This is a genomic window from Gilvimarinus japonicus (assembly GCF_042847215.1).
Taxonomy (GTDB): Bacteria; Pseudomonadota; Gammaproteobacteria; order Pseudomonadales; family Cellvibrionaceae; genus Gilvimarinus; species Gilvimarinus japonicus.
Genome location: NZ_AP031500.1, coordinates 97131 through 123814, shown reverse-complemented (window position 1 = coordinate 123814; position 26684 = coordinate 97131). Strand labels below are relative to the sequence as shown.

The following is a 26684-nucleotide window of genomic DNA, read 5'->3' as shown; positions in this document are numbered from 1 at the left end:
CGTTGCGGTGAGAAAGTTGGCCTTTAACTGACGTGCCGTACGGGCAAGCAGCCGGGGCCAATAGGCTCAAACGATTTGTAGGTAAGGATAAATTCTTGGTGGCCAAGCGCCTCCGATACGCTGCGCTCACCGCCGGCGACCGCCAGCACGGCGCGGTAAATATCATCGCCCACTTCATCCAGACTGGCCTCGCCAGTAAGAATACGACCGGCGTTAATGTCCATGTCATCGGCCAAGCGCTGGTAAGTTTCGGGGTTGGCGCAAATTTTTAGCACCGGTGAAATTGCCGAACCCACGACCGAACCTCGGCCGGTGGTAAACAGTGTCAAATGACAACCGCAGGCGATCATTTCAACAATCTCGGCGTTGTCGGCGATATTGGGGAAACCAAAACGCGGCTCGCCATCGGGCACCACATCCAACAAATATAAACCGCCGCTGGGCGGTACATCGCCGGGCTTTATTAAACCGCTAATGGGCGACGAGCCCGATTTGGAATAGGCACCCATGGATTTTTCTTCAAGGGTGGTTAGCCCGCCATCGGCGTTACCGGGAGCAAAACTGCCAAAACCCATAGTACGATAGTAGCGCTCGGCTTTTGCCACACACGCTTGAATCAAGCCGCCAAGTTCAGGGTTAACGGCGCGCTCGGCCATAATATTTTCACAGCCAATTAGCTCGCCGGTTTCTTCAAATACGCAGGCGACGTCTCGCTCTACTAACTTATCAAAACACCGCCCCACGGCCGGGTTAGCGGTGATACCGCTGGTGCCGTCGCTACCGCCGCAAATCGTGCCGACAACCAATTCACTCAGCGCCATTGGCACCGGCTGCTGTGCGGCCAGTTGCCGGCGCATACCGTCAACCAACGCAATGCCGTTAGCAATACTCGCCCGGGTACCGCCGCGCTCTTGAATCACCAGCAGCTCCACCGGCCGACCACTGGCGGCCACGGCCGCGCGCAGCGCATCGCGATCCATGCTTTCGCACCCCAGCGAGACCAGTAACACAGCACCAACGTTGGGGTGGGTACACACAGCGCGCATCATAGCGCCAGCGTATTCGTTGGGATAACAACCGGGAAACCCGATAAGGTGCACATCTAAATCGTCAAAGTGGCTGCTAATTCGGCGGCTGACGTGGTGTGCGCACTCGACTAAATAAGCGACTACCACCACGTTGCGAATACCTTTGCGGCCATCGCTGCGCATAAAACCGTGCAGGGCGGGTTGGGATTCACTCACCGTTTGGGCTCCTGTTTGAGCTGTTGCCAGAACCGCTCTGGCGCGTATGGCTGGCCAGATAATCGCTTTGCAAGTTGTGCATATGCACCCACTCACCCGCTTTTACCGAACGCGATAACGAGCCTATCGGGGCACCGTAACGCCGTATTTTCTCGCCTGCGGGCATATCAAGCCGCGCAATTTTGTGACCGACCGCTATGGGCTCGACTATCTGGTAGCGCACCCCTTCGGCGTCAACCTCGGTGCCAGCGCGCAGGCTTTGCACACTAACCAAGACGTTATCCGCCGGGTGCAATAGCAGCAGCTGTAGCTGGCCGGAGGCGTTACTCATAAATAGCGATTACCCATAAATTTTGTGACTCACAATAAGTATTAGCACCCGGCGGCCGGCAGCGGCACATCCGGGTCAAGTAAACCCCGCTCGCGCAAGCGCTGCCAAAAGGCCGCCGGAATAGCGTGGGCTAACCAACGCTTAGCGCTTGCCACCTCGGCGGCACTGGCAAGGCCGGCAATCACCGACACCACTTGCGGATGGGCCGCCGGAAACTGCAGCGCCGCCGCACTTAAGGGCACTGCGAATTCGGCGCATACCACCTCGATGGCCCGCACCCGCGCGATAACACTTTCGGGCGCGGGCTCGTAGTTGTAATAGTGCGGCCCCTCGCCCATCACACCGCGGGCTAAAATGCCCGAATTAAAGGGCCCACCCACAACGACCGATACGCCGGCCGCCGCGCATTTATCCAATAACGGCGCCGCACTTTGCTCCAGCAAGGTGTAGCGCCCTGCGAGTAGCAACACATCTAGCGTTAACTCGTTAAGCGCCCGCTCGCAGACGGCGGTTTCATTGACGCCTAGGCCAATGGCGCCAATCCGGCCCGCCGCTTTTAATGTTTGCAAAGCGCGATAGCCACCCTCGACAAACTGCTGCCAGTAAAATTCATCGTCAGGGCCGTGGGTTAGTGCCCCTAAATCATGGGCGTAGACGATATCAATTCGCTCGCGCCGCAAACGCTCGCAAGAGCTGGCAAAAGAGGCCATCACCGCCTCATAGGTGTAATCAAATACCGGCTTTAAATCGGGTGTGTCGGCAAAGCCCTGGCGAACCTCGGCACGCTCGGCGGCGCTAATTGGCACCAGTAAGCGCCCTACCTTGCTGGACACCACGGCGTCTGCGCGTAAAGCTGGCCCCAAACGGTTCTCGCTTAAACCAAAGCCGTAATGTGGCGCGGTATCAAAATAGCTAAAGCCCGCCTGTTGCGCCGCCGCCAGAGCGCCTTGCACTTGCGTATCCGCCACCGCGCGGTACAAATTGCCCAGCGGTGCGGCGCCAAAACCAAATGGCGGCAAATGCACATCGCTGCCAATTAGCCGGGTAGGCCTGTCAGATAAGCTCGCAGTCACAGCCATCCTTTTTTATAATTAAAAACTGAATCATAAATAAAAACACTTTGATGAGCAAGACGAACCGGTTACTCCACCATAAAAAAACGGGCAAATACCACAAGGTATTTGCCCGTTTTTGGTACCCGTCAGAGCGGTGCGACTAACTGTATTCCGACATTTGACGAGAGATTTTTTCGGCCGCCGCGCGCAAATGCTCCAGCGCTTGCTCTAACGTACACACCTGCGGCTTCGTTTTAACGTAAGGCACAGTAATAGCAGCCAATGCCCCCCGCGAGCCCAGTACCGGGGCCGATAAATCGGTCACCCCCGCTACAAAATCGCTGGCATCGCTAACGTAACCGCGCTCTACGGTCTCATCGGCCTGACGCACAAAAGCCTCGATGCTGGCCGCGTCAAACCCCTCTAGTTTATCGAGCATTAAAGCGCGGGTCTCGGGTGACTGAAAGCCAAACAGGGGGCGCCCTGAGGTCGCCTGAATTAGCGGTCGGCGATAACCTACCCGCACTGAAAAGCCTAAATCGCCTGGGCTTTCGATACGGCCAATCACCACCACTTGATCGCCCGAGACCACCGCTACATGACAAGACTGACCGATTTGACGGGTCAGCTCGCTCATGACCGGCAGGGCCACTTCCAATAGGGTTTTGCTGGGTGCGCGGGCAATGCCTAAGGTAAATAGCTTATTGCTCAGGGTATAACCGTCGCGGCCATCGTCAGAGGCGACAATATAACCGCGATACTCCAGCGCCAACACCATGCGAAACAGCTCGCTCACCGAGCGACCTAGCTGAGTGGCCATTTGCGAGGTGGTTAGCGGATTACCGCTGGCGGCCAGCAGCTCTAGAATATCCAGGCCTTTTTCAAGCGCGGGCGCTTTGTATTTACGGTTGTCAGCGTCACCGGCCACATCTTGTGCTTTGTCAGTCATTTTGTGTGCTCAACTAGTCTCTTGTTGGTAGATTAACCTGTCTGGGTCTGGGGCGGCGACTGCTAGCGATAATCACATGCGTCGCTCTATAGTGCGCTTTTATTCAGCCTCACTGCGGTCTAGTTCAGTGGGGCTGCGCCTCAATATCGCCGAATTATCCGGCAAATACCAGTGCAGTGGTTATTGTATCCGGTATAGCCGCTTGGCGTTGCCTGCCAGCACCGCCGCCTCAGCCTCCGGGGCGTTAGCGTTTAACCATTGCCGGCAAAACGTCAGCCAACTGGGGTAATCGCTTTGCAAATTTAGCACCGGCCAATCGCTGCCCCACAGCAGCCGGTCGGGGCCAAATAGCCGCCACAGCGCCTCGATGTAACGACCGGTTTGTGTCAGCTCGGCTGACGTGGCCGCCTCGGTAATCAAGCCCGACAACTTGCAGCTAACATTGGCTTGCGCCGCCAGCGCGGCCAGCGGCTCGTACCAGTCGCCCCATTGGCCCTCAGCAATATTAGGCTTGGCGCCGTGATCGATAATAATATTTAGCTCGGGGTAACGCGCTGCCAGCTGGCGAATGGCCCCCAGATGGCGCGAGCTAATCAGAGCATCTAGGCTCAGGCGCGCGGTAATCATCGCCTCCAGCCCCGGCGCTTGCGCCGGGCGGATGATCCAATCCGGCTCGGCAATACACTGCAACATGGGCCGCAAACCGCGCAGTTTGCGGTGCCGGGCAAGCTGCGCGATACAACGGGGCGACTCGGGCGCGGCTAAATCGGCCCAGCCGACGACGGCGCCAACGCCAGCGTTAACCTCTGCCTGTTGTAGTAAATACTCGGTGTCGGCCGCACACGGCTGCGACTGCACCAATACCGAGCCGCTCACCCCCACGGGGCCACTAACAGCGTTAAAATCGGCCGCGCTAAAGTCGCGGTAAATAGGCGTTAAATCTGACGTAGGCCACTGGCATTCGGGCCGGGCCAACTGCCACAGGTGCTGGTGGGCATCGATAATCTCCACCGCGTTAAACCTCTTGCTGTGGCCAGCTTTGTCGCTCGCTGGTGCGGGCGAATAAGGCGATCACCACAAAGCAAATCAATGGCACCAATACCGCCGTGTGAATGCTGCTAATGTCAGACACCAGCCCCATCACGGCGGTAAGAATCGCCCCGCCAATAATGGCCATAATCAGCAACGATGAGCCAGCTTTGGCCTCGGCACCCAAGCCTTTAATCCCCAAGGCAAAAATGGTGGGAAACATCAGCGACATAAAAAAGCTCGTGGCCGCCAAGGCGATTAACCCGGCTTGATTTGCGCTAAACATCGCCAGTGCACACAGGCCAATATTGACCACAGCGTAAATCAGCATCAGCCGCGCGGGCTTGATATAGCCCATCAGCCAAGTCGAGACAAAGCGGCCCACCATAAACGCCACCAGGGAAAAACTCAGGTAGGTCGCCAGAGCTTTCTCCCCCGTGTCGGGCATCGCCTCTTGGCCATAGCGGATCATAAAACTCCAAATACACACCTGCGCCCCGACGTAAAAAAACTGCGCCGTCACCGCCGCGCGGTAGTAGGGCCGCTTAAGCAGCGCGCAAAAATCTCGCTTGCGCAATACCGGCTCGGTATCGTCGCAATCTTTGGCCGTCGCCGGAAACTTCACCCAAGCCACCAACAACGCCCAGGCAATCACCACGGCGGCAATGACCAAATAGGGGCCCTGCACCGCTTGCACCTCAGTGGTATAAAACGCGGTTTGCTGTGCGGCCGATAGCGCCGCGAGCTCATCGGGGCTGTGCTCGATACCCGACAAAATAAACTCGCGGCCAATCAATACGCCCGAAATAGTGCCAAGGGAGTTAAACGATTGGGCAAAATTAAGGCGGCGCTCGGCGGTATTCGGGTCGCCCATCGCGACAATTAAAGGGTTGGCCGAGGTTTCTAAAAACGCCAAGCCACTGGCGATAATAAACAGCGCCGCCAAAAAAAACAGATACTCGTGCGCTTGTGCCGCCGGGTAAAACAGCAATGCCCCAGCGCCGTACAACAGTAACCCAACAATCACCGCCGCCTTGTAACCAAAACGCTTCATGGCGAGCGCAGCGGGAATCGCAAACACAAAATAACCAAAGTAAAACGCCGACTGCACCAAGCCCGACTGCAGGTCGCTTAACACAAACGCTTTTTTAAATTGGGTGATCAGAATATCGTTAAGGTTATTTGCCACGCCCCACATAAAGAACAGGCTGACGATCAGAAACAACGGTAACCACAGCGCTAAGCCACCTACACGATGTGCCCGATTATTGTTATAAGGCATTGCTTCTCCTGGATACGAACCGGCCCTTAAGCCACCACGCTGGCAATTGTTATGGTGCTTTGTATACCACGACAGGCTTTACATGTAAAATGTAATTTATATTTAAAATATATCGCTCGTAGGGTGTTACACTTATTGGCTGCAACTAACACCCCATAATAATACCTTGTTAACCACTTTACAGGCACCGCCCATGATACCGGCCAGCGTCAGTGATTACCGCCTACTTGCGAAAAAGCGCCTACCCCATTTTTTATTTGAATACATCGACGGCGGTGCCTTTAGTGAAACTACCCTGACGCGCAACAGCCGCGACTTGCAGCAACTGGCTTTGCGCCAGCGGGTACTGCGCGATGTAAGCTGCGTTAGCACCGCGAGCACCCTATTGGGCCAGCCAGTCAGTTTGCCCCTAGCGCTGGGGCCTGTGGGCATTGCCGGCTTTAACGCGCGCCGGGGCGAGGTGCAAGCCGCCCGTGCGGCCGAGCAAGCCGGTGTACCTTTTTGCCTGTCGACCGTATCGGCCTGCTCCATCGAGGAAGTTAGCGCCGGTACCCAAGCGGATTTTTGGTTTCAACTCTACATGATGCGCGATCGCGGCTTTTTGCAAGCCACCCTCGAGCGCGCCTGGGCCGCTGGCTGTCGCACCCTAGTGTTTACTGTCGACATGCCCGTGCCCGCCACCCGCTACCGCGATATTCGCTCGGGGTTATCGGGCGGCAGCGCCTGGCAACGACAGCTGGCCCGCGTGTGTCAGGTATTGGCGCGCCCGCGCTGGGCAATGGATGTCGGCCTCATGGGGCAACCACTCTCTCTGGGTAATGTCGCCTCGGTATTGGGCGACAAAGCTGGCATCGACGAGTTTTGGCGCTGGCTGGGCGAGAACTTCGACGCCAGCGTCACCTGGAAAAGCTTAGAAACCGTTCGCCAACACTGGCAGGGCAAGCTGGTGATCAAAGGTATTCTCGATTCGGAGGATGCCCGCGAGGCGGCCCAGCTCGGTGCCGACGGCATTGTCGTGAGTAATCACGGCGGGCGCCAGCTAGACGGTGCACTCTCAAGTATCGTCGCCCTGCCGCGGATCGTCGATGCAGTTGCCGGCGAGCTAGAAGTTTTATTGGATTCCGGTGTGCGCTCGGGGTTGGATATCGTCCGCGCCTTAGCCCTGGGAGCCAACGGCGTGATTATCGGCCGCCCTTGGGTTTACGGCCTAGCCGCCCGGGGCGGTGCTGGCGTGCGCGATATTATCGCCATTTACGAGCGCGAGGTTCGCGTAGCCATGGCGCTGACCGGCTGCAGCAGTATTGCCGAGTTAAGCCGCGAGATACTAACCACCGATACTCTTACCCTTGACTGAGCAACAACAAAAGCCACACCAAACTCAACACGCCAATGGCGGGGGCACTGGCAGCCAATAATGCGGCAAGCCCAGCGCGACGGCGTTTAAACGCCAGTGCCGACCAATACACCAGTGGCACTAGAACCATATAGATATACCTAAAATCGGTATTGCACGACAGCGGGACTTTAATGCGATACGCGAGCAGTAATAACAGCGGAAACACAATCGCCAGCAGCCACGGCAACGCCCGGTACACACAGCGCAGCCGCTGGCCGTTATTCAATACCGCATTGCTTACCGCGGCAAAATAAAACTGACCAACCAACATCAGCAATAACAACACGCCGCTTACTATGCCCCACCACTGCAATGGATTACCCGAGTAAAAGAACTCTGACGATAAACTTGAGCGAAACACAAAGTTCCAAAAGTATTGCCGTCCGTAATGATCATCCCAAGTGCTGATAAACGGCTGCTGTAAAAAGGTCGCCAGGTCAAACACCAAATAATTGGCGGGCTCGTTGCCCACTTTAAGGCCACTGTGAATCGTCGTACTGACATTAGAGAGCAACCAGTCGGACGACTCGCCCTTAAGGTAATACCAAATGTTATCGCCCAAATTTAGCGCCACCGCTACGGTAAAAAATAACGCCAAAATACCCAGCGATGCCACACTGCGCCGTCGAAGGTAGAGCCGCACCAATGGATTGCGCCCTGAATGCAGCGTGCGCGCCCACCACAAACAACCCAATACCGCCCACAGGGCCAGCGCGTTCGATTTAGTTAACAGCGCAGCTGCCGCCCAAAAAGCCGCCCACACCAACAGCTTAGTGGCGCCGGTGCGCCACCAGCGCAAGGTAAAATAAAACCCCAGCGCGTAAAACGCGTACAGCGGCACATCGTTACCAATACGAATACTGTGCACAATCCCCGACGGCCAAAAACACACGGTAAAACTGGCCAACCACAACGCCCAGCGATGCGCGCGAAAAGCCACACGCAACACCGCCAGTGACGCCCATAAAAACACCACCCACAACCATAGGGCCAACCACTGCGCCCAGCGGTCATCCGCAATCTCGGTATCGACTAGAGCACTTTTCGCCAGGGCGGCAATCGCGTAGTACAGCGGCGGCTGGTGGTACTCCCACCCCTCGGAGGCCAGCGGCAAACGGTGATGATCAACAAGGTAGTGAATATAATCGCGATGGCCGCCGCCCTCGTAGACATCAAAGGTGCGAGTGTAAGAGTCGGTCACACTCAAATATGCCACCGATGCGGCCAAACTCCCCACTAGCAATAACCCTTGCGCCCGCGACACAGGCATGTGCCGCGCCAGCGCCCAGAGCAACAAGGCAAACGCCAGCAGCGCGAGCGCTATTTGCGTTGCCGTCACCGGCGCGCCCGCACGCAAGTCAAAGCCGGCGGGATTGCTTTGGTTACGCAACGTAAAGCGCACATAGTTAAGGCTATTGGGGGTTAGCTGGGGCAGCGCGATCACCACGCCTTTGTTGTAGTCGCGCAGCGCCTGCCGGCTAAAACCACTCAGCGAAACCGGAGCGCCATTAACGCTTAGGGCCAGCAGTTCATCGTCGGGGATAACGCGTAGGGATAACCTAGTGTGGTTGCCTGGATTAATATCGGCGCTTACCTGATACTCGCCAATCAAATTTTGTTTTAAGGGCAACCCGGCGATGTCTGAGGTGCGGCCCTGTTGCTCTAGCTGCAGGTTGTGTACCACCAAGCGAGAGCTATTGTTGGCAAACAACAAAAGCGCAAGGCTTGCCAAGAGCAAGCAGCAGGTAAGTGTGTAGCGAGTGAGCGTTGCCATTAAAAACAGTCCGTGTCATCAATTTTGCTGGGCACACTTTAGCAGGTCGGGCACAACACAATGTTACAAACTGTAAAAACAACCGTTACGACTGGGTGAGATTTTTGACCCAAATACCCCGCCCCACTCGCCAGCGGATGGGCAGCCACTTTAAAGCATCTTCGATATAGGTAAGCGCGTACAGCACCACAAACGAGTAATCCGTCCAGAACACCGCCGCCAAGTATATAGGCACGCCAAACACCCACATCACAATCACATCGACCACCAAGCAATAGTGGGTGTCACCGCCGGCGCGCAAAATACCTAAAATGCGCAGCATATTTAAGACTTTGACCCACACACCCAAACAAAACACCGCAAGGGTCTGCTCAAGCAGCGCCGTGGTTTGCGCATCGACATGAGCAAACACAGCCAACACCCAGGGCTTGGCCAACCACAAACCGCCGGCAAAACTAAACACCAGCACCAGTGTTAAGCGATTAAAAAACCGATAGAGCTGCCAAGCGCCCGGCATATCGCCGCGACCTAAGGTTTGCCCCACCAGTACCGCTGCGGCATTGGCCAAACCGACAAACAGCGCAAAAAAACTACTCTCGATGGGAACCATAACCCCCATTACCGCCAATGCATCAGTGCCGGCAAACCCCGAGACTACATGATAGGCGGCGTTACCCACCGCCCATATCACGTGATTAATAAGCAGCGGCAAGGCAAACCATAAAAAGCGTTTAAGAGGCGCCCACGCCAGCGCCCGGATAAAATCCATAGCGCGCAGCGCAAAATCGTGTTTTACCCCATAAAGCCATGCCAGGGTGACGCCAAGTTGCACCAACCGCGATAGCAACGTACCCCAGGCCGCGCCGGCAACCCCAAGGGCAGGAAACCCAAAGTGGCCAAAAATAAGCACATAATTAAGGCCAATATTCAGCGCCACCGCCAGCGCGCCCATAATCAAAGGCACCGTGGTATTACCCAGCGCCCGCAAGGCCGCCTCATAAACGGTAATCCACTGAGTCAGTAGCAATACCGGTGCGCTAATCAGCAAAAAAGTCACCGCCAGTTGTACCACGGCGACATCGGGGTTAATCAGCGGTAGCCAAACACCACCCAAAGCAAACGCCAAGGTAAACGGCAGCATAAACACCGTGCCAACCACCAGCGCCATCGCCAAGGTGCGCTGGCCTTGCACGCGATTACCAGCGCCGCAGTACTGCGCCACTAAAATGGCGCAGGCAGTGGCAACCCCCATCATGGTAACCAGCATCAAAAAGTGCAGCTTGGCGGCCAAGCCCACTGCCGCGACCGCCTCGGCGCCTAGCCCGCCGACCATTATAACGTCGGCCATACCTAAAAAAGACTGCAGCAGCATTTGCACCGCCACCGGCAGTGCTAGCAATAACACGCGGCGCCAAAGCGAGCCGCTCACCGCAGTGGTTGCGCCTGAATTACTCATAGGGCTGCTTCATAAAAGGGTGGGTTTAACAATCGCAAGCGGCAAACTATAGTACAGTGGGGCCTTTAGAGCATACTACCGGCGGAGCTTACTCCGTAAAGAATTGTTCCCGGCGCGATAGGGGCGGTCGACTAACCGGCCAACCACGCTACACTTATTATTCCGGCCGCTATGGCGGCCACCGCTGTTACTGAGGTTTTTGCCATGGATGCCATACAACGTCGGCGCTGGCTGCGCTTAAGCACTAAGACTTTGCTTATTGTCTTGGTCGTGTTGTATTTTCTGTATGTGTTGCTCGGGTATTTTTACCTGCCCGGCAAGCTTAAGTCACTGGCTGAAACCCAAGGCACGCAGATGCTCGGGCGCAGCGTAAGCGCCGAGTCGTTCTCGTATAACCCCTTTACCTTTGAGCTAAAAAGTGTGGGTTTTGCCATTGCCGACGAGCCCGAGCACCCGCTGCTAAGTTGGCAGCAATTGCGCATTAATGCGGGCTTTTGGGCCACCCTGTGGAACCGCCATTTAGTTATCGAGGAAGTCGAACTTACCAAACCCGATAGTTATATTCACCAAAATGAAAAGGGCTTTAATTTTGACCCTATTATCGCGCGATTAAACGAGCGAGCCAAAAGCGAGCCTGCCCCCACAACCGACGACTCATCAAGTTTTGCGTTTACCATCGCCCTTATCACCATCGATAAGGGTGACGCGCGTTACCGCGACAGCAGCGGTGATGTAAACGCCGACCTCAATATCGCCAATCTATCGCTTACGTTTAACGATTTGTACATAGCCACAGGCGACGAGCTGTTAAACCCCTTTAAAGTCAGTGCCGCGCTTGCCAATGGCGGGCAATTATCCCTGACCGGCGAGTATCGACTACAGCCACTGTTATTTGACATCGACTTGCAAGCCGAGCGTTTAAACCTAACGGCATTTGCCGATTTTTTACGCAATAAAATTAACGCTGATTTAACCAATGGCGCACTGGCTGCCAGCGCGCAAATACATATTGCCCACAACAGCGCAAACGATGGCACCACCATCAACCTTAAGCAAGGCTCGCTAACGCTGACCGATCTCGCCCTTGATGACGACGTACAAGATCCTCCTATGCTGCGCGCCGAAAAACTCGGCGCCAGCGGCATTGAGCTCGATTTACTGGCCCGCAGCCTAAGCATCGAGGCACTAGAGTATCGCGGCATGCTATTAAACCAGTGGCAAACTAAAGACGGTCAGTTTCGTTATGAATCGCTTTTAGTAAAAACCGGTACCGATAGCAACCAAAAAGCCAACGCGCCAGATGAGTCCACACCGAAAGATCAATGGTCCATTGTCGTTAACGATTTTGTGTTGGCAGACAGCACCATGAACTTTAGCGACCAACACGTAACTCCGGCGGTCAGCTGGCAACTCAGTGATATCGACATTCACGCGACGCCGCTGCATCTAACCGAAGCACACACGGCAGACCTTACCGCCAGCGCCGTAATCAACCAAAACACCAATCTATCAATGACGGGTGAGCTGATACCCGTACCATTAAAACTAGACCTGGGCATCAAGCACGGCCCGCTGCAATTAAGCGTTTTTAACCCCTACCTCGACCCCCACTTACAAGCGGCGATTACCCAAGGCACACTTGCCAGCGACAGCACACTTAAATTGACGTTAAAGCCCGAGCTAAACATCGACCTGCAAACCAATGCCCAGATGCAAGCGTTCACCTTAATAAACAGCGCCACAGAGGGCGAATTACTCAGCATCGATAACGTCGACGTCAGTCGCGTCCAACTCAATGTGCCCAGCCTTAACACCCAGATAGACGCTATCAACGTACAAAAACCCGAGGTAACGCTGATAAGAGACACGCCCGCCAACTGGGACTTGCTCGCCAAAAGTTCAGAAGACACAAACGCTGCGGCGAACAACGACAGCCAACAAGCACCTAAAACGCCGGAAACCGAAGCGACTGAATCTGCCGCTAACCCACAGAAGCATTCACCCACATTTTCGCTGAACAAATTTACCCTCGAACAGGGCAAGGTTAACTTTACCGACCGCCTCCAAAACCCAGATTTTGTCTCGTCCATTAATGAGTTGTCGGTCGAGCTTTCTGAGTTAAGCACGGCCGCCACAAACCCATCGAGCATTGCCGTGAGCGCCTTATTTAACCAACACGCCCCGTTCCAGTTAAATGGCCAACTAGGGCTTAACCCCGAGCACCTAGGTGTTGATGTTAAAGGCAGCTTAAAAAACCTAGAGCTGGCGCCTATGTCGAGCTACACCGGAACTTACATTGGCTACCAAGTCGATGACGGTAAGCTGAGTTACAACTTCAATTATAAAATCGACGGCAACAAGCTAAACGGTGAGAATAATATTCTGGCAAAGTCCTTTAATCTGGGCTCGTCGGTCGACAGCGATAAAGCCATTAACGCACCCATAAAATTAGGGCTGGCGCTACTGCGCGACTTGCAAGGCAATATCGATTTAGATTTAGACATCAGTGGCGACACCACCGACCCTAGCTTTAATGTTCCGGGGCTCATTGCTAAAGCCTTTGTCAATATATTGGTAAAAGCCGCCGCCTCGCCATTTACGTTGCTGGGTTCTTTGGTCGATAGCGATGACGATCTAGGAGCGATAACCTTCGCGGCCGGCTCGGGCCAGTTAAATAGCGACAATCAAGATAAGCTGCAACAGCTCATCAAAGCATTAAACAAAAAGACCAACCTTAATCTGGTTATACGCGGTAACGCCGGTAAACTAGAAGAGCGCCCGGCCATTCAAAGGCGACACTTGGCCGCACTGCTAAACGACCCCGAGGCCGATACAAATATCGCCACCTTAGCCGCTATGGATTATGACCTTGAGGCTCTTTTAGACAACGACACAATGTTACAGGCCATAGAGGATTACTATCGGCAACAAACCGACAATCAGTTCACTGATCAGCTTGATGCCATAATGCAAGAGCAATCGATCACTAAAGAGCGCGCTCGGGTATTACTTGCCGAGAAGTTATTTAAAGAAATGGCGGCAAATATTAAGATCTCCAGTGACGATATGGAGAGGCTTGCCAATGTTCGCGCGCAGGCCATCACCACCTACTTAACCGATCGGGGCTTAGCCTCGGGCCGCATCAATAGCGAGCCGGCTTACAGCGCGGCACTAACCGGCGCCACGGTAGAGCTAACCGTGGCACCCAATCAGTAGCGCGAGTCATCACGCGCTATTGCGGTAGTTGATAGTAGCCCAATAAGTCTCGGCAAATTCGCGGTCGGTAAAGGTAAAATTATTCGTATCACTCAGCAGCTTGGCCACCAACCGAGCGTTGAGCCCGTGGCCAATTTTTTTACCTTTAAAGTGTCCAATAATCTGCGCACCGGCCAGCGCCAAATCGCCGTATAAGTCCAATACTTTATGGCGCACAAATTCATCTTTGTAGTGCAATCCCTCGGGGTTAATAACCTTGTCATCGTCAACCAGTATCGCGTTTGTCAAAGATGCGCCCTGCGCTAACCCCTCGGCCATTATCTTCTCTACATCGCGCTGAACGGCAAAGGTTCGGGCATCGCGTAAGCTCGCAATAAAGGTTGCCTCATCTAACGCAATACCCTTCAAACGTTGCCGGCCAATCGCCGCCGACGGAAAATCAATTTCGACATCTGCCGTGGCCTCGGGCGAGGGTAACAACCGGACGAGTTTATCACCCTCTTTCACCTCGACAGGTTTGCGCACCACAATCACCCGGCGCCTTGCTGACTGCACCCGGCGACCAGAACTTAAAATTAGATCTGAAAAAGTGCGCGCGCTTCCCTCCAGTATCGGCACCTCTGGCGCGTTTAATACGAGCCGGGCATTATCGATTCCGTGAGCCTTTAACGCTGCCAACACATGTTCAACGGTGCTCACGCTGGCGCCAAAGCGGTTCCCTAATGTCGTGCTTAACTGGGTATCCCGCACGTTAAACCAAATCGCCCGAATTGCATTTTCACCCATCGGTAAATCCCGGCGCACAAACGTCAGTCCGGTGTTTGGCTCGGCGGGTAAAACTCTCATCACCACCGCTAAACCTGTATGCAAACCTCGCCCAAAACAAACAAATGGCTCATTTAGGGTGTGCTGAAAATAATTAATATCGTGGCTCATAATGTTCTCTCCTTGCTGGTCAATCCAGATTAAGAGTTTTAGGCCATGATTTTTTTGCCACACCCGCCAATCGTTTAGCTTTGGGCGCCACTTCCGGCGCAGGGGCTACTGCCGTACAATTATCCAATAGCCAAGGAGCCTTTCATGCGCTACTCCACACTGACCAGCTGGGCCCAACTATTGTGGGAGACCCTACAGGACGAAGGCATCGAGCCGCGCTCTGTGTTTGCCCAAGCGGGGCTCAACCCGGCGCTACTCGGGGATGGCAACGCCCGTTACCCCACCGATCAAATGCACCAGTTGTGGCGCCTATCCGAGCAAGCGCACGGCAATGATTTGCTGGGCTTACAAGCGGGGCAGCTCTGGCACAGCACGACGTTTAATGCCCTGGGCTTTGCTTGGCTTGCCAGTGATACACTGCACGATGCCCTGGGGCGCCTGGTGCGTTACGCGCGCTTAATAAGCAACGGCTTGCAGGTGACTATCGAACAGCGCCAAAACCTTTACTTGCTTAGCTTTGATGCCGATTTAACGCCGCAGCGATCGGCCAACCTTGCAGCGGTAGCGGCCGTCGTCACCATGTGTCGCGCCTTATTGGGGCCTAGCTTTAGCCCCGTTGCTATTCACCTAAAACACCGCTATCACGACCCAGCTAATGCGATCGACCAGTTCTTCGGCTGCCCAATACAACCCGATGCACTGCACTCGACCATCGCACTTGACGCGCAACAGGCCCATATCCGCCTTCCCGGTGCCAATGCGCAACTTGCACTATTAAACGAACAAGTCGCGCTGGAAAACCTCAACCGTCTGGTGCTCGACAACTTACCCGCGCGCGTCGCTGAGCGGATGGTCAAACACTTGCCTAGCGGAAATATTAGTGCCGCGATAATTGCCCAAGATCTGGCAATGAGCAGCCGCAGCCTGCAACGCAAGTTACAGGCCGAAGGCACTACCTTTAATGATTTATTAGAGCGCGTTAGACAACAGCTGGCGCGGGATTATTTACCGCAATCGCAGCTGGCGTTAAGTGAAATAAGCTATTTATTAGGGTACGCCGACCAGGCCAATTTTAATCGCGCCTTTAAACGCTGGTTTAACACCACGCCGCGGCAGTACCGCCATCAGGCATTAGCAAGGGCAAACGCTGGATGATACTGAACCTCACCCGCAGGTAGAGTTTTTGTGAACGGCAGCGCCTGAAAGTATTCCCCGGTAACTCCGGGAAAGCTCAACTGAGGCAACGACTGAAACCCAAACCGCCCGTAAAAATTCGGCTCGCCCAATACCACACACCCCTCGGCATCCTGGTGCTGCAAATTCTCTAACGCACCCTCAATAAGCCGCGAGCCGACGCCGCGCCCCTGATACACCGGGGCGACTGCCACTGGACCCAGACCATACCAGTATTGGCCACCGCCACTAAAGGTAACGGGTGAAACGGCAATATAACCCACAATATTGCCCTGAATTTCGGCCACAAGAGATACCGTTAAGGCTCCAGCGTCGCGCAGTGCCATCACAATTTCGGCCTCGGTTTGATCCGAGTAAGCAATATCGCAAAATGCGGCTTCCAGCAGCGAATAAATGGCGCCTATATCATCAGGAACCTCTTGTCGTATACTGAACTTCGTCATTCTTACACCATTCATTGTTATTAGATTGTCGGTGATACCAGCAAAAAACCACTCTTACTAATACAGCATAGCAAATCAGTACACATCTCGCTTAGGCATCAAGGCCCGCCAAGAAACGCTGCCGGCAAAAAACCTCAGGTACCATCTAAAATACACATCATAACGACGCGGTACAGCCGGCCGAAAAACCAAAAACCCCCGGCCACTTGGCCGGGGGTTTTTATCTCGCTAGCACTCTCGTAGGGTTATTTATTTGGCGCCTGATCGACATAAATCAAATCATCTGTCGCAAAACCTAGCGCTTTAGCGCGGCGCTCAAATAGCTGAATAATATCTTCCGATACCGTGGGTTGGCGCGATAGCAACCATAAATAACCGGTATCTGGGCCAGAGACAAACGCGTATTGGTAATCATCGTCTAGCTCAAACACAATATAAGAGCCGTAAAACGGGCCAAAAAACGAAACTTTTAAAAACGCTGTGTTTTGGTCGGCAACAAACTTCGCCTTACCTTCCGCTTCGTCCCACTCGCCTTTTTCCGCCTCAAACCCCCGATTGATCACTTTAACGCTGCCATCGTCATTAAGACTGTAGCTTGCGGTTACCTGCGTTAGGCCCTCTTCAAAACTGTGGTCCAATCGGGCAATCTCGTACCACTGGCCAAGGTATTGCTCGACATTAAAATCGGTCACCGGCTCTACTCTATCGGGCTTTCCCACACACCCTATTAACGCAACCATTAGTACCAGCAACCCTATTGACGTCATTTTCATTTTCGTACTCCTGCATCCCAATAGATCACGTTAAACAATACGAATAAACTCATCAGCTGGATTACCCGCAGCCGTCCATTACCGACAAAAGGGTTCAGGCCTCGGAAAAGGTCGATACGTACAAAGCCTCTACTTTCTCTCTGGCCCAGAGCGTCTTACGTAAAAACTTTAGCGATGACTTAATAGACGGGTCACTTTTAAAACAGTTGATATTAATTCTCTCGGCCAGTCCGCTCCAGCCGTAACGCTCAACCAGTTGCGTTAACACCGCCTCTAAAGTAATGCCATGCAAAGGGTTATTGGGCTGCTCTTTATTCATAGTCGATACTCGCTTTATTCATGCCGACATATGAGAGGCATAAGCCACGGTAAAGGCCGCCTCTTGAAACGATTTTAGTCCGGTCTCTGAAAACAGAATCGGTAGCGGGTTGTCCGATATCGCCTGCTTGATCGCCGCCGGCGAAAGCGTGTCAACCTCAATATCGGTCATAAGTTGGATGGCCGCTTCTAACTTAAAGCTCACCGCCCCTCCGGCAAACTTGCCTTTCGTCATACGCTCGCGAATAACGACTTTGTTCACTTGGTAATCTTCCATCAATTTAGCAAAAGTCGTTTGAAACTTTTGTAAGTCGTCACGAGTGTGCTCTTTAGGCAGGCTTAACTTTCGCACACGACAGTCTGGTAACATAAACTGTTGTTGCTCCAAACTAAGTAGACAGACCACGGCATCGTTTGCCGTTAGCTCAACACCACAAATCTTCATCACTATACCACTCTAGTATCTGTTAATAGTCCCATACCGCGGGGTTCGTATTGCATAGACGCCACCCGCCGCTCATAAGCAGTAGCGGCCAACCATACCGCATAATAGCCGTATTATAAGCAAACCGCTCAGCCCGTAAAAAGCGGTTGCCTGTTCGCAGCAAGCGTGCATAATGCAGGCACTTAATACCGCAGACAGCACCGCTAGGTGCAGGAGCACATATGGCCACAGGCAAAAAATTTGATTACCAAATCACCGAGGTTGACGGCACATGGCGCGCAGAACTGACTCGTCGCGCCAGCGCCCGCAAAACCGTTATCTCTAAGGCTCAAGAGGGTTTCAACACAGAAGCCGAAGCAGTTACCTGGGCCGAGACCGAGCTAAAAGCGCTATTGGCCAATGTCCGCGCTCGCCAAGAAGCCAAAAAATAGCAATATAGCCCCTTTTTATTGCAGCCCGACGCAAACGCAAAATGTCCACACGGATGTGGCAAAGCACAGTCGGGGCAGCTAACCCAGCACTGGCAAACAACGATTAATAAACGCACTGATATCGCTAATTTGTTCGCCACATACCTCGTGCGCCATCGGGTATCGGTGAGAATCAAACTGATACCCCTGCGCCTGCAAAACAGACTCCGCCCGCACGGCCAACTCGGGCAACACCACCTCATCTTGTAAACCGTGCTGGATCGATATGGCAAGGCTCTTATTTGCGGCCGAAAAAGTACAGGTATCACTTGTAGCAAAATAGGTCGAGAGTGCCATTAAGCCCGCCAGTGGCCGCGTACAGTTAAGCGCCACATCATAGGCAACCGCCCCACCTTGAGAAAACCCCGCCATTAAAATCCGCTCACTGGTAATGCCTGCGGCGACTTGCTGCTCGATCAATTCATTTATCGCAACACTGGCCTGCGCTAAATGCTGTGCGTTAAATTTTCGATCAACATCCAAACTCTGCAGGTCGTACCATGCAGGCATTTGGTAGCCGCCATTCACGGTTACCGCCAGTTGTGGCGCTTGGGGAAACACGAAGCGAATACGTGCCCCGGCCGATAAGCTCAGCTGTGGCAGCAGGTTGGCAAAATCATTACAACTGGCTCCCAAACCGTGCAGCCAAATCACACAGGCATCGCTTGGGCCGGCGTTCGGATTCTCAAGCGTTAAGCACTCTAATGCGGCAAAGGGATTAGCAGACATATCAGGCTCTCTCGGGTAAATAGTGGTATTGCGGCATCACCGCCAACCGGGGTACGGGGCATATTAATGCAGGCGCAGGTCAGAAGCAAAACGGGCATTTAGGGTGATTAAGCCACTCTCACGTCAACGCAGAGTCGCCGTAAGCATGGTATTCGCTATACCGTGGCGGGCAAGAATACCGACACCCGATTACCGCCCGCCTTTTTTGCGCGGTACATGGCTTGATCGGCACTGTGGATTAACTGCTGATCATCGTTGCCATGTGCGGGGTAATGGGCCACCCCAATACTCGGGGCAAGCTGCAAAAAAAGGCTATCTACCTCAAACGGCTTACCGAGTTCAGCGCGAATTTTTTCGGCAATCATCTCAGCATGCTCGCACTCTGAAATCCCGTTAAGCAGCACCAAAAACTCATCGCCCCCCAAGCGACCCACAGTATCCGACTCCCGCACACAACCGCTCAATCGCTGGGCGATTTTCTGCAGCAGCGTATCGCCGACCGCATGGCCATAACTGTCATTCACTTGCTTAAAGCCATCCATATCGATAAACAACAAAGACAAACACACTTGCTCACGCCGCGCGTGCGCTAACCCAGACAACAACCTATCTTGCAATAGGACCCGGTTGGGTAAATTGGTAAGCTGATCGTGCCCCGCCATATGCGTCAACCGATCTTCCATCAGCTTGCGCTCGGTAATGTCATGGGCCACGGCGATTCTCGCCTGATACTTCTCAGACCACCGCGCCGTCCACAGTACATGTACCACTCGGCCGTCTTTACGCACCCAGCGGTTCTCAAAGTGAGGGCTCGACTCCCCCTCTAGCAGGGCCTCGACTGTCCCGAGTGTCCGAGGACGATCATCTGGAAGCACCAAATCAATCATGGACTTGCCGACAACTTCATCGGGGGCGTAGCCAAAAATCTGCTCAAACGCCGCACTGACAAACACAAAGTTTCCATCCCGGTCGACCACGCAAACCGCATTTAGCATCAAATCCATTACATCGGCTAGGTCAACCAGCAAGTCGGTTTTCATTCAGCAGCCCCTCTAGCCCTTCAATATTGATAAATTGGCCGTGTACGGCTCGGACACACTCGCGCCTATAAACTACCAATATACGCCATCTAAGCAGTCCGGTACCACCGCTAACCTCATACTAGCTACTAAATAGCCTGCCTCAGAGTGAGAGGGCTACCACTATTATGGCAGCACGGGACTGAGCACCGCCAATACAAAAAAGGCCCAGGACATTACCACAGGGCATTGCTATAACGCGGGTTATTGAAAGAACCAGATATTCTGAATTTTATTATCCCTAACTTCATATACTGCGATCGCAAAAAATTCTTTGCATCAACAGCGTCGGACACGAGCTCTTTATAAATAACAAAATTACCTTGAATAATTTCTTCAGCTACTTCTGCGTGAAGATCCGGATGCGCCTCAAAGTATCCGGCATAAGCCTTCTCTACAGTTTTGATCCCAGATATTTGAAACTCATCACCTTTACCATAAGTCTTTACGTCCGCAGCAAAAGTATTGACGAAAGCCTTAATATCGCCTTCGCTGTAAGCGGCAACCTGTCCATCAACAACCTCTTTCAGAGAGATCGCCAACGGCGTCAAACCCTCACCTTCATTTGCAAAGCAAGACAAGAAAAAATCATTAGCATCAGTGATGTCATAATAAATTTCACTCGGATTAACACTTTATGTCTGAGATAACCGGAGATTTTAAACAGGAATAATTTTTTAGAGGATTACTCCGATATCGCTGCCTAGTACTCGACTACTTCGCTATTTATTGCTCGATAAAGAAGCCAGATAATACCAAGCGCGAATAGATTGATATTAAGCTGCCACAGGTGCCTCGCTTGAAATAGCAAGGCCTTAAATACGCTACCAACGAAATCTCGTGTTCAAGCTAAACGCGCTAAGACTAACGAGCACGATAAAATTGAATTCACTACTAAATAGGTAAACTGCAACAAGGGCCCAAAATACTGGAAGTTGAAAACACCAAAACGTAAACAAACCTCGACTGGGAAGTAACCTACTCTGTAATAGCCAACACACCTCTGGTTCTACGCTGGTACGTTTTTTTGATTCTCCTAACGCTCGCCATAAACGGCCGACTGAACAGAGGTCCGGCGACCGGAGGGAGCGTATTTGATGGCATGGTTATGCGACGTCGAGTTCAATTTTTTGCACCTTGTCGAGCCTAACGCTTTTGCCTGCTACCCAGAGATCATACATGTCTTGCATCGCCAGCCAGCTTTCAGGCGTCCGGCCCAATGCCTTGGAAAGACGAAGCGCCATCTCCGGGCTAATACCGCTCTGCTGCTTAAGCAGACGGTTTAACGTAGACGGCGATACATCCAGCCGTCCTGCCAAATAACGGCAACTAAGGCCAAAAGGCTCCATATAGGTAGCCAGAATGAACTCGCCAGGATGAGGGGGGTTATACATTTTCATCAGTGGTAATCCTCATAATTGAGTACATAGGCATTACCGTCGGAGAATTCAAACGTCAGCCTCCAGTTCCCATTAACGGTAATTGCCCAGACACCCTTTCTATCACCTTTAAGAGGGTGAAGTTTGTAGCCAGGAATATCTAAGTCATTGATTTCCTTGGCGGTATCCAGTGCTGCCAGTTGCATTCGAAGACGCTTCTCATACTTGGCCTGGATGCCCCGAGCGCTACCTGTCTCGTAAAAGCGCCTTAATCCTTTGTGTTTGAATGACTTGATCATGGAGTTATTGTAGCGCGTTGCGCAACAGCGTCAAGCCACATAACGCTTATCTCACCTGCGTAGTAATGATGGCTGCTTTTTACGGAAGCACAAAAGAAGTCAGCGTTACGAAGTCAGGTGCAGCTACTTGTTAACTATTTTACCCACTGATCATTAATGTGGATTATTTTACAAGGATATAAATCCTCAGATCTTTTGTTGTTACGCTGACAGCCAATTAGTGCGCTTGTTTTAGCATGCTCGACTGAAGTTCTATTAGACTTCCAACTCCAAGCTCCACTTATGGATTGGGCAAAAGCTTTATGTTCTGGAGCCTCTAAGTATTCCGTATTAAAGGACTCAAGTGCTTTTTTACTAATAATCGATGCAACTCCCTGACTTGAGTTTGTGTAGGTGGTAATTGCCATAGGTTCAGGCAGCGCTTCTTCAGGAATTTTACTCTGGGAGGAACAACCAACCACTGTAAGTAGACTTAAAAAAACTAATATATTTCTCATAAGATATCCGTTCTCTACGATTTTCTTGAATAGTTAACGCTGAGTTCAGCAGCCCGCAATGGAAGCGGTATTTTGTGGCATAGTGAAGCGGCGCCACAAAAGGCCGATGGAATTGCGTGTCTGCTGGAACGATTTGTTATAAGTTTTGTTTGCCCCACATGTTTTCATAGAGCTGTTTAATATTTTCTGGAAATAGCTTCCAGCCCCAAGCTTTTAACTTCTTATCCTTGATATCCCACATTAGTGATTCGGTATAGTAGACATCTATGTATTCCCTTTCTACGCCTGAAGCGTGTTTTAGCTTATTTGACATGTAATTCAAATGATTCAAAGCAGTTTCTGAATCTTTTTCCTTTATTGAATCAGTTGTTGCTTGTGAAAAACATTCAAACATCTGGGTATACATTTTATCTTCAGGATCTAATTCTAAAGCTTTCATTTGTTCATCTATTCGTTTTCCAACGTCAGGAAACTCTCGCTTTATCGCAGAAATGAAGTTTTCGGCTATTTTGTCTCTATCCATAATACTTATAACGAGACCGTAGAAATACATTCTTCACAAACATACACCACAGCCGTCTTCTTTGATTTTTGTTTGATCATCATTCAACCACATTCGCTTAACATAATCACCTATTCTGCGCGGTGCAGCCTAGGTGGTTGTGGATAAGGCTGTGGTTAAGCAATCGCGCCGTAATTCGCTAATTTCTCAATATTATGCACTAAACAGAATAACCGCCATTGCCCCTGAACTTTCGTTTTGCCACGCAACGAGAACCGGTTAAGCCTCTTTTGTGTACCCATGTTCGCAAAAACCGGCTCGACGGTAGACATACGATGGCCGTATATCGCCTTTCCGTATCGGCTGTCCACTCGTCGCTTCATCCAGTCGGTCGCAGTGCGACCATTGGTGTAGGTAATAGAAACCTGCCGACCGTGCCCCTCTCGCGTATCCGCCGAACTTGGGTTGCGCATACACTGGTGTTTGAGTTCGCAGTGGCGACAGTCAGTCAGCTTTCCTTCAAAGAACAATTTACGTTTTTCATCCGAGATAATGACTTCATTTTTCAACCACATCTCTTTGCCGGCTGGACAGCGACACGTTTTCTTCTTTCTATTAAAGATAAATTCGCTAGCAGGAATTACAGCCTTCACGCCTTTTACCGTGTCTCGGTGGCGCTTGCCGTATTTGTCTTTCTGTTGGGCGAAGATTTTGTCTCGTGAGCGGAACTGATTGTCGGGAATATACGCATTAACACCTTCTCGGCGAAGGTATTCATTGTTCGCATCGTTCGAGAAGCCGGTGTCGGCGGTAATAATCGCTTGATCTTTGAGAATGTCCGGGCTGATGCCGGTGCGGACGTAGCGTTGTTTAATGCCGGTGAGCATTGGCTCTAGTGTGTGGTGCTCCTGGCCTTCGCCAAACGCTTGCGCTTCAATAATGATTTGATGTTTCTTATCCACTGCAGCGACACCGTTATAGCCTTGGATAGTGCCCTTACTCGTGGTCATCTTAGCCGATTCATTATCGGTGATATTGCTTTTGACTTCTTTTGGTTTTTTACCCTGCCCCATCCGTGGGGTTGCCGTCTTTAGAAACTGGTTGATCCTTTCAAACTCCTGTCCGAGCGTCACTGATGCGCTTTCCAGCTGCTTTTTTCTTTCTCGCTCGGCGGGCTTTCGGCCATCCAGCTTTTTATGCTCTTTCAGGCACGCTCGAATTTTTCGTTGTATTTTGTCACGCTTGGTCTCCAGCTCAGGCAAGGTGCCGGAGTGCTCCTTCGCGGCATTGGAAGACATTTTACAACCATCAATGGCAAACAACTCATTGCCCAGAAGCCCTTGCTCATCACACACCAAAAGAACCTGCTCAAACACAGACTCGATAGCCTCTGGGTAGCGACTGACAAAGCTGGCAATGCCGGTAAAGTGAGGCACTGAATCGCAGGACAGGGCTTTGAAAATAATATTATGCTCGCACTGCCACTGAATCTCTCGGCTCGACGTAATGCCTTTGGCATAGGCGAACAAAATAATCTTTAGAAGAATGGCGGGGTCATACGCCGAGCGACCACCGGCATCGTTATTATAATGTTCGTGGAAAGCTGAGAGGTCGATATGTTGATCGATCAGGTGGTGTAACGTAAATTCAAACGTATTTGGCTGAATTTGCTCTTCGAAATTAATCACAACCATGGCATCTTGGCTGTAGTTATACTTTTTGAAGTTTGGCATGGCAATGATCCCTTATGCGATGGCCAATTTTAACAAAAAACACCTATTTTTTGGAGTTTTTCTACAGTCTCAACGCCCCAAGCAGGGGTATGTTTTTGCGTTTTGAGCGCAGCGAAGCAAAAATATATCCCGCTGCCTTGGCTTGTTAAATGCCATTTTTCGTTATCTCGGATTTACTTCTGACAATGCCATTAACTCTTGGCGTAGCGACCCCTTTTTGCACATTTTCATGAGCGGCTTTTATTACCAAAATACTATCATCATCGACATTCCTTGACCGCTTTGAGAACTCTTTTCTTATCCCTAGTACTGTGCTTTCAAACCGTGAAAGCGCAATATCTTCAATGTAATACTCCTTGCAAGTAGAACATTCACAGTATACGTATGAGCCTATTTTACTTGCTCGATATCCATCTTTCCCTTCACAGAGTACGCAGTGACTTGTAGACATATAAAGGCTCTCTCCGCTTTGCATTTAACGCCTTTGTCAGTTGCGTTTTGGTTGTAGTGTAGTTTTGGCGTAAAGTGGCAAAGCCACGCCAAAACGGAGCGTAGACCAAAACGTCAAGTGGACAAACTTGTTAGGCGCTACTGACATAGTTGGTCAACCATCTTTTCAAAATCAGGATATTTTAATTTAGCTTTTTCTATAATTTTGACCGGAGTGCTCTCACTCGAAGGCACGTATTTCTTTGCAAAACTCAAAAACTCTTCGTTTTTAGGACGCTCTAGACCAGGATAGGCCACTGCTTCATATGGCCCTATCCCGTTGGCAAATAGCCATACATATTCTGCAAAGTTTACGGAAACTACGCCAACCTCACCTTCGGAACCGAAAAATACAATAGGTTGTTCTAAAATGTCATTTGATTCATTTACTAGCCAAAATGCAGCGTAGCCGCCTGTTCCGTCTTGGCCAAATATCAGGTACTCGCTTCCGTCAAGAGAATCGTTCCCGGTCCAAGCTTTAATCCAATCTGAAGTTTCTTCTTTTGAGTAAAATTCAGTGTACGGCTCGAAATCTATTCCGTCTCCGTCGGCGTAATCAACTTCGATATCATGCAATTTTTTTAAAAGATCAGGAAATTTTCTTTCCATGTTTATTCTCCGATTTTTCCGACTTGTCGCCTAACGCTTTGCTTTGGGGCAGCCGAAACATAGCGAAGCGACGTGTAGGCCGTCCCAGCCAGGCAGTGGCGACAACAGCAACTTGTTAGGCATATTGTGGCACCGGCCCTTTTCTTAGCTTATTAATATAAATAATTAAGCCGCCGTTTATGACGACCAGCACCAAGGTACGCCAGCGACCTATTGGGGCTATGTGCGATAAATACGGTATAGCTGAAATGCCATGGATAAATGCTAATACCGGAAAAACCATTAAAGTGTAATACACCCATTTTTTATTAACGAATGCGCCGACCACAGATAGTAACGGAAATAACATGAAGCAAATGCCCTCGATAGTGAAGAAAATCATCCAAGGATCAAATTCGGTTTCCCTCCGAGCGTACCAGCCAAATAAATAGACACCATGCCAGGGTAAAGCTGCAACAAGCTCTACCAATGCGATAATCTTGATTAATTTTCCTGGATTCATTCCGTATGCCTAACGCAAAGCGCAACGGCGCGAGCTTGCGAGCGTCCGGCACACGAAGTGTGCGCATTGGCGCGCCTTGTTATAAAATCGGGTCATTGGACAAACCAAATATTTTGTATTTTCCCGTCGAGAACTTCATAGATTGCAGTAGCAAAGAAGTCCTCTCCTCCAGCAACGCCGGTCACGAACTCATGATAAATGACAAAATTACCTTGTATAATCTTTCCGGTGACTTCGGCATGAAGTTCAGGGTTGGCATTAAAAAACCCAGCATACACCTTCTTTAAGTCTTCGACCCCAGATATCTGCAGGGTATTCGGATGGGCATAGGTCTTTACGTCTCGTGCGAACGTGGCGACGAAGGCGTCAATGTCTCCTTGATTGTAAGCTTCAATTTGAATATCCACTATCGCTTCTGGCGAAGGCGATTCTATAGCCGGATTCTCCGGTTCAGCAAAGCAAAGCGCCATACAAGCTAGCATCACCAGGGATGTAAACAGGTATTTCATCTCTATTCCTCTTTTTTATAACGCCGCCAACACGCGCAGCTTTGTA

At 51.6% G+C, this 26684-nt stretch carries 28 protein-coding genes; 4 read left to right on the top strand and 24 right to left on the bottom strand.

Annotated features, from left to right (window positions below):
* Positions 1 to 23: 23 nt before the first annotated feature.
* From ACGHAD_RS00535 to fucP, 6 genes are all read right to left on the bottom strand, one after another.
* Positions 24 to 1244, bottom strand: coding sequence for a UxaA family hydrolase (locus ACGHAD_RS00535; protein WP_339617345.1), 1221 nt, complete (start codon positions 1242 to 1244; stop codon positions 24 to 26).
* Complete coding sequence (locus ACGHAD_RS00530) at positions 1237 to 1575, bottom strand: UxaA family hydrolase (RefSeq protein WP_339617344.1); 339 nt, start codon at positions 1573 to 1575, stop codon at positions 1237 to 1239. Before ACGHAD_RS00530 ends, ACGHAD_RS00535 begins: the two co-directional genes overlap by 8 nt.
* A 41-nt stretch (positions 1576 to 1616) precedes the next feature.
* Complete coding sequence (locus ACGHAD_RS00525) at positions 1617 to 2654, bottom strand: aldo/keto reductase (RefSeq protein WP_382413974.1); 1038 nt, start codon at positions 2652 to 2654, stop codon at positions 1617 to 1619.
* 136 nt (positions 2655 to 2790) lie between these two features.
* Entirely contained in the window at positions 2791 to 3579 is a 789-nt protein-coding gene (locus ACGHAD_RS00520) for an IclR family transcriptional regulator (RefSeq protein ID WP_339617342.1), read from the bottom strand.
* A gap of 180 nt (positions 3580 to 3759) precedes the next feature.
* Positions 3760 to 4590 (bottom strand): amidohydrolase family protein, encoded by an 831-nt coding sequence (locus tag ACGHAD_RS00515; RefSeq protein WP_382413972.1) that lies wholly within the window; start codon positions 4588 to 4590, stop codon positions 3760 to 3762.
* 4 nt (positions 4591 to 4594) lie between these two features.
* On the bottom strand, positions 4595 to 5890 hold the full coding sequence (gene fucP, locus ACGHAD_RS00510) for an L-fucose:H+ symporter permease (protein ID WP_382413970.1): 1296 nt from the start codon (positions 5888 to 5890) through the stop codon (positions 4595 to 4597).
* A gap of 193 nt (positions 5891 to 6083) precedes the next feature.
* Between fucP and ACGHAD_RS00505 the strand changes: the two genes are divergently transcribed.
* A complete protein-coding gene (locus tag ACGHAD_RS00505) occupies positions 6084 to 7244 on the top strand; it encodes an L-lactate dehydrogenase (protein ID WP_382413968.1) in 1161 nt (386 codons plus the stop codon).
* Here the strand turns inward: ACGHAD_RS00505 and ACGHAD_RS00500 are convergent.
* Entirely contained in the window at positions 7231 to 9060 is a 1830-nt protein-coding gene (locus ACGHAD_RS00500; protein ID WP_382413966.1) for a hypothetical protein, read from the bottom strand. The genes ACGHAD_RS00505 and ACGHAD_RS00500 overlap by 14 nt on opposite strands.
* A gap of 85 nt (positions 9061 to 9145) precedes the next feature.
* Positions 9146 to 10516, bottom strand: coding sequence for an MATE family efflux transporter (locus ACGHAD_RS00495; protein WP_382413964.1), 1371 nt, complete (start codon positions 10514 to 10516; stop codon positions 9146 to 9148).
* Between the two features lie 204 nt (positions 10517 to 10720).
* Here ACGHAD_RS00495 and ACGHAD_RS00490 point away from each other — a divergent pair, with 204 nt between their 5' ends.
* Positions 10721 to 13732, top strand: coding sequence for a DUF748 domain-containing protein (locus ACGHAD_RS00490; protein WP_382413962.1), 3012 nt, complete (start codon positions 10721 to 10723; stop codon positions 13730 to 13732).
* A 9-nt stretch (positions 13733 to 13741) separates the two neighbouring features.
* Here the strand turns inward: ACGHAD_RS00490 and lpxC are convergent, their stop codons facing one another.
* On the bottom strand, positions 13742 to 14668 hold the full coding sequence (gene lpxC / locus ACGHAD_RS00485) for a UDP-3-O-acyl-N-acetylglucosamine deacetylase (protein ID WP_339617335.1): 927 nt from the start codon (positions 14666 to 14668) through the stop codon (positions 13742 to 13744).
* A 144-nt stretch (positions 14669 to 14812) separates the two neighbouring features.
* Between lpxC and ACGHAD_RS00480 the strand changes: the two genes are divergently transcribed.
* Positions 14813 to 15823, top strand: a complete 1011-nt coding sequence (locus tag ACGHAD_RS00480) for an AraC family transcriptional regulator (protein ID WP_382413960.1) — start codon at positions 14813 to 14815, stop codon at positions 15821 to 15823.
* On the opposite strand, the gene ACGHAD_RS00475 is transcribed toward ACGHAD_RS00480, so the two are convergent.
* The 4 genes from ACGHAD_RS00475 to ACGHAD_RS00460 form a co-directional block, all read right to left on the bottom strand.
* Positions 15793 to 16305 carry an N-acetyltransferase gene (locus ACGHAD_RS00475; RefSeq protein WP_339617333.1) on the bottom strand — a complete coding sequence of 171 codons (513 nt, stop codon included), beginning with the start codon at positions 16303 to 16305 and terminating at the stop codon, positions 15793 to 15795. The genes ACGHAD_RS00480 and ACGHAD_RS00475 overlap by 31 nt on opposite strands.
* A gap of 245 nt (positions 16306 to 16550) precedes the next feature.
* Entirely contained in the window at positions 16551 to 17078 is a 528-nt protein-coding gene (locus ACGHAD_RS00470) for a lipocalin family protein (RefSeq protein WP_339617332.1), read from the bottom strand.
* Between the two features lie 94 nt (positions 17079 to 17172).
* Entirely contained in the window at positions 17173 to 17397 is a 225-nt protein-coding gene (locus ACGHAD_RS00465) for a VF530 family protein (RefSeq protein WP_339617331.1), read from the bottom strand.
* Positions 17398 to 17415: 18 nt separating this feature from the next.
* Positions 17416 to 17841 carry a DUF3010 family protein gene (locus ACGHAD_RS00460; protein WP_382414178.1) on the bottom strand — a complete coding sequence of 142 codons (426 nt, stop codon included), beginning with the start codon at positions 17839 to 17841 and terminating at the stop codon, positions 17416 to 17418.
* A 221-nt stretch (positions 17842 to 18062) separates the two neighbouring features.
* Between ACGHAD_RS00460 and ACGHAD_RS00455 the strand changes: the two genes are divergently transcribed.
* Entirely contained in the window at positions 18063 to 18272 is a 210-nt protein-coding gene (locus ACGHAD_RS00455; RefSeq protein WP_382413957.1) for a DUF3622 domain-containing protein, read from the top strand.
* 78 nt (positions 18273 to 18350) lie between these two features.
* On the opposite strand, the gene ACGHAD_RS00450 is transcribed toward ACGHAD_RS00455, so the two are convergent.
* The 11 genes from ACGHAD_RS00450 to ACGHAD_RS00400 all read right to left on the bottom strand — a co-directional run bounded on the left by ACGHAD_RS00450 (position 18351) and on the right by ACGHAD_RS00400 (position 26638).
* The gene (locus tag ACGHAD_RS00450) at positions 18351 to 19040 is read right to left on the bottom strand and encodes a carboxylesterase (RefSeq protein ID WP_339617328.1); all 690 of its coding nucleotides are present in this window, start codon (positions 19038 to 19040) and stop codon (positions 18351 to 18353) included.
* Between the two features lie 155 nt (positions 19041 to 19195).
* Complete coding sequence (locus ACGHAD_RS00445; protein WP_382413954.1) at positions 19196 to 20080, bottom strand: diguanylate cyclase domain-containing protein; 885 nt, start codon at positions 20078 to 20080, stop codon at positions 19196 to 19198.
* 215 nt (positions 20081 to 20295) lie between these two features.
* Positions 20296 to 20670, bottom strand: coding sequence for a nuclear transport factor 2 family protein (locus tag ACGHAD_RS00440; RefSeq protein ID WP_382413952.1), 375 nt, complete (start codon positions 20668 to 20670; stop codon positions 20296 to 20298).
* 555 nt (positions 20671 to 21225) lie between these two features.
* On the bottom strand, positions 21226 to 21519 hold the full coding sequence (locus ACGHAD_RS00435) for a HigA family addiction module antitoxin (protein ID WP_390403078.1): 294 nt from the start codon (positions 21517 to 21519) through the stop codon (positions 21226 to 21228).
* Positions 21519 to 21797, bottom strand: coding sequence for a type II toxin-antitoxin system RelE/ParE family toxin (locus tag ACGHAD_RS00430; protein WP_382413950.1), 279 nt, complete (start codon positions 21795 to 21797; stop codon positions 21519 to 21521). Before ACGHAD_RS00430 ends, ACGHAD_RS00435 begins: the two co-directional genes overlap by 1 nt.
* 134 nt (positions 21798 to 21931) lie before the next feature.
* Positions 21932 to 22294: a hypothetical protein gene (locus tag ACGHAD_RS00425; protein ID WP_382413948.1), complete on the bottom strand. Its 363-nt coding sequence runs from the start codon at positions 22292 to 22294 to the stop codon at positions 21932 to 21934.
* Between the two features lie 136 nt (positions 22295 to 22430).
* Complete coding sequence (locus ACGHAD_RS00420; RefSeq protein ID WP_390402901.1) at positions 22431 to 22817, bottom strand: hypothetical protein; 387 nt, start codon at positions 22815 to 22817, stop codon at positions 22431 to 22433.
* A gap of 155 nt (positions 22818 to 22972) precedes the next feature.
* Positions 22973 to 24529: a transposase gene (locus ACGHAD_RS00415; protein ID WP_390402934.1), complete on the bottom strand. Its 1557-nt coding sequence runs from the start codon at positions 24527 to 24529 to the stop codon at positions 22973 to 22975.
* A 588-nt stretch (positions 24530 to 25117) separates the two neighbouring features.
* Positions 25118 to 25627 (bottom strand): hypothetical protein, encoded by a 510-nt coding sequence (locus ACGHAD_RS00410; RefSeq protein WP_382417087.1) that lies wholly within the window; start codon positions 25625 to 25627, stop codon positions 25118 to 25120.
* Between the two features lie 115 nt (positions 25628 to 25742).
* Complete coding sequence (locus ACGHAD_RS00405; RefSeq protein ID WP_382417089.1) at positions 25743 to 26129, bottom strand: hypothetical protein; 387 nt, start codon at positions 26127 to 26129, stop codon at positions 25743 to 25745.
* A 92-nt stretch (positions 26130 to 26221) separates the two neighbouring features.
* A complete protein-coding gene (locus ACGHAD_RS00400; RefSeq protein WP_382417091.1) occupies positions 26222 to 26638 on the bottom strand; it encodes a nuclear transport factor 2 family protein in 417 nt (138 codons plus the stop codon).
* Between the last annotated feature and the right edge of the window lie 46 nt (positions 26639 to 26684).

What these genes read in the sequence shown, in the direction of transcription:
- ACGHAD_RS00530 (WP_339617344.1), bottom strand. Translation starts at nt 1,575, where the DNA reads ATGAGTAACGCCTCCGGCCAGCTACAGCTGCTGCTATTGCACCCGGCG.
- ACGHAD_RS00525 (WP_382413974.1), bottom strand. Translation starts at nt 2,654, where the DNA reads ATGGCTGTGACTGCGAGCTTATCTGACAGGCCTACCCGGCTAATTGGC.
- ACGHAD_RS00520 (WP_339617342.1), bottom strand. Translation starts at nt 3,579, where the DNA reads ATGACTGACAAAGCACAAGATGTGGCCGGTGACGCTGACAACCGTAAA.
- fucP (WP_382413970.1), bottom strand. Translation starts at nt 5,890, where the DNA reads ATGCCTTATAACAATAATCGGGCACATCGTGTAGGTGGCTTAGCGCTG.
- ACGHAD_RS00505 (WP_382413968.1), top strand. Translation starts at nt 6,084, where the DNA reads ATGATACCGGCCAGCGTCAGTGATTACCGCCTACTTGCGAAAAAGCGC.
- ACGHAD_RS00500 (WP_382413966.1), bottom strand. Translation starts at nt 9,060, where the DNA reads ATGGCAACGCTCACTCGCTACACACTTACCTGCTGCTTGCTCTTGGCA.
- ACGHAD_RS00495 (WP_382413964.1), bottom strand. Translation starts at nt 10,516, where the DNA reads ATGAGTAATTCAGGCGCAACCACTGCGGTGAGCGGCTCGCTTTGGCGC.
- ACGHAD_RS00490 (WP_382413962.1), top strand. Translation starts at nt 10,721, where the DNA reads ATGGATGCCATACAACGTCGGCGCTGGCTGCGCTTAAGCACTAAGACT.
- lpxC (WP_339617335.1), bottom strand. Translation starts at nt 14,668, where the DNA reads ATGAGCCACGATATTAATTATTTTCAGCACACCCTAAATGAGCCATTT.
- ACGHAD_RS00480 (WP_382413960.1), top strand. Translation starts at nt 14,813, where the DNA reads ATGCGCTACTCCACACTGACCAGCTGGGCCCAACTATTGTGGGAGACC.
- ACGHAD_RS00475 (WP_339617333.1), bottom strand. Translation starts at nt 16,305, where the DNA reads ATGACGAAGTTCAGTATACGACAAGAGGTTCCTGATGATATAGGCGCC.
- ACGHAD_RS00470 (WP_339617332.1), bottom strand. Translation starts at nt 17,078, where the DNA reads ATGAAAATGACGTCAATAGGGTTGCTGGTACTAATGGTTGCGTTAATA.
- ACGHAD_RS00465 (WP_339617331.1), bottom strand. Translation starts at nt 17,397, where the DNA reads ATGAATAAAGAGCAGCCCAATAACCCTTTGCATGGCATTACTTTAGAG.
- ACGHAD_RS00460 (WP_382414178.1), bottom strand. Translation starts at nt 17,841, where the DNA reads ATGAAGATTTGTGGTGTTGAGCTAACGGCAAACGATGCCGTGGTCTGT.
- ACGHAD_RS00455 (WP_382413957.1), top strand. Translation starts at nt 18,063, where the DNA reads ATGGCCACAGGCAAAAAATTTGATTACCAAATCACCGAGGTTGACGGC.
- ACGHAD_RS00450 (WP_339617328.1), bottom strand. Translation starts at nt 19,040, where the DNA reads ATGTCTGCTAATCCCTTTGCCGCATTAGAGTGCTTAACGCTTGAGAAT.
- ACGHAD_RS00445 (WP_382413954.1), bottom strand. Translation starts at nt 20,080, where the DNA reads ATGAAAACCGACTTGCTGGTTGACCTAGCCGATGTAATGGATTTGATG.
- ACGHAD_RS00435 (WP_390403078.1), bottom strand. Translation starts at nt 21,519, where the DNA reads ATGAAAATGTATAACCCCCCTCATCCTGGCGAGTTCATTCTGGCTACC.
- ACGHAD_RS00430 (WP_382413950.1), bottom strand. Translation starts at nt 21,797, where the DNA reads ATGATCAAGTCATTCAAACACAAAGGATTAAGGCGCTTTTACGAGACA.
- ACGHAD_RS00425 (WP_382413948.1), bottom strand. Translation starts at nt 22,294, where the DNA reads ATGAGAAATATATTAGTTTTTTTAAGTCTACTTACAGTGGTTGGTTGT.
- ACGHAD_RS00420 (WP_390402901.1), bottom strand. Translation starts at nt 22,817, where the DNA reads ATGGATAGAGACAAAATAGCCGAAAACTTCATTTCTGCGATAAAGCGA.
- ACGHAD_RS00415 (WP_390402934.1), bottom strand. Translation starts at nt 24,529, where the DNA reads ATGCCAAACTTCAAAAAGTATAACTACAGCCAAGATGCCATGGTTGTG.
- ACGHAD_RS00410 (WP_382417087.1), bottom strand. Translation starts at nt 25,627, where the DNA reads ATGGAAAGAAAATTTCCTGATCTTTTAAAAAAATTGCATGATATCGAA.
- ACGHAD_RS00405 (WP_382417089.1), bottom strand. Translation starts at nt 26,129, where the DNA reads ATGAATCCAGGAAAATTAATCAAGATTATCGCATTGGTAGAGCTTGTT.
- ACGHAD_RS00400 (WP_382417091.1), bottom strand. Translation starts at nt 26,638, where the DNA reads ATGAAATACCTGTTTACATCCCTGGTGATGCTAGCTTGTATGGCGCTT.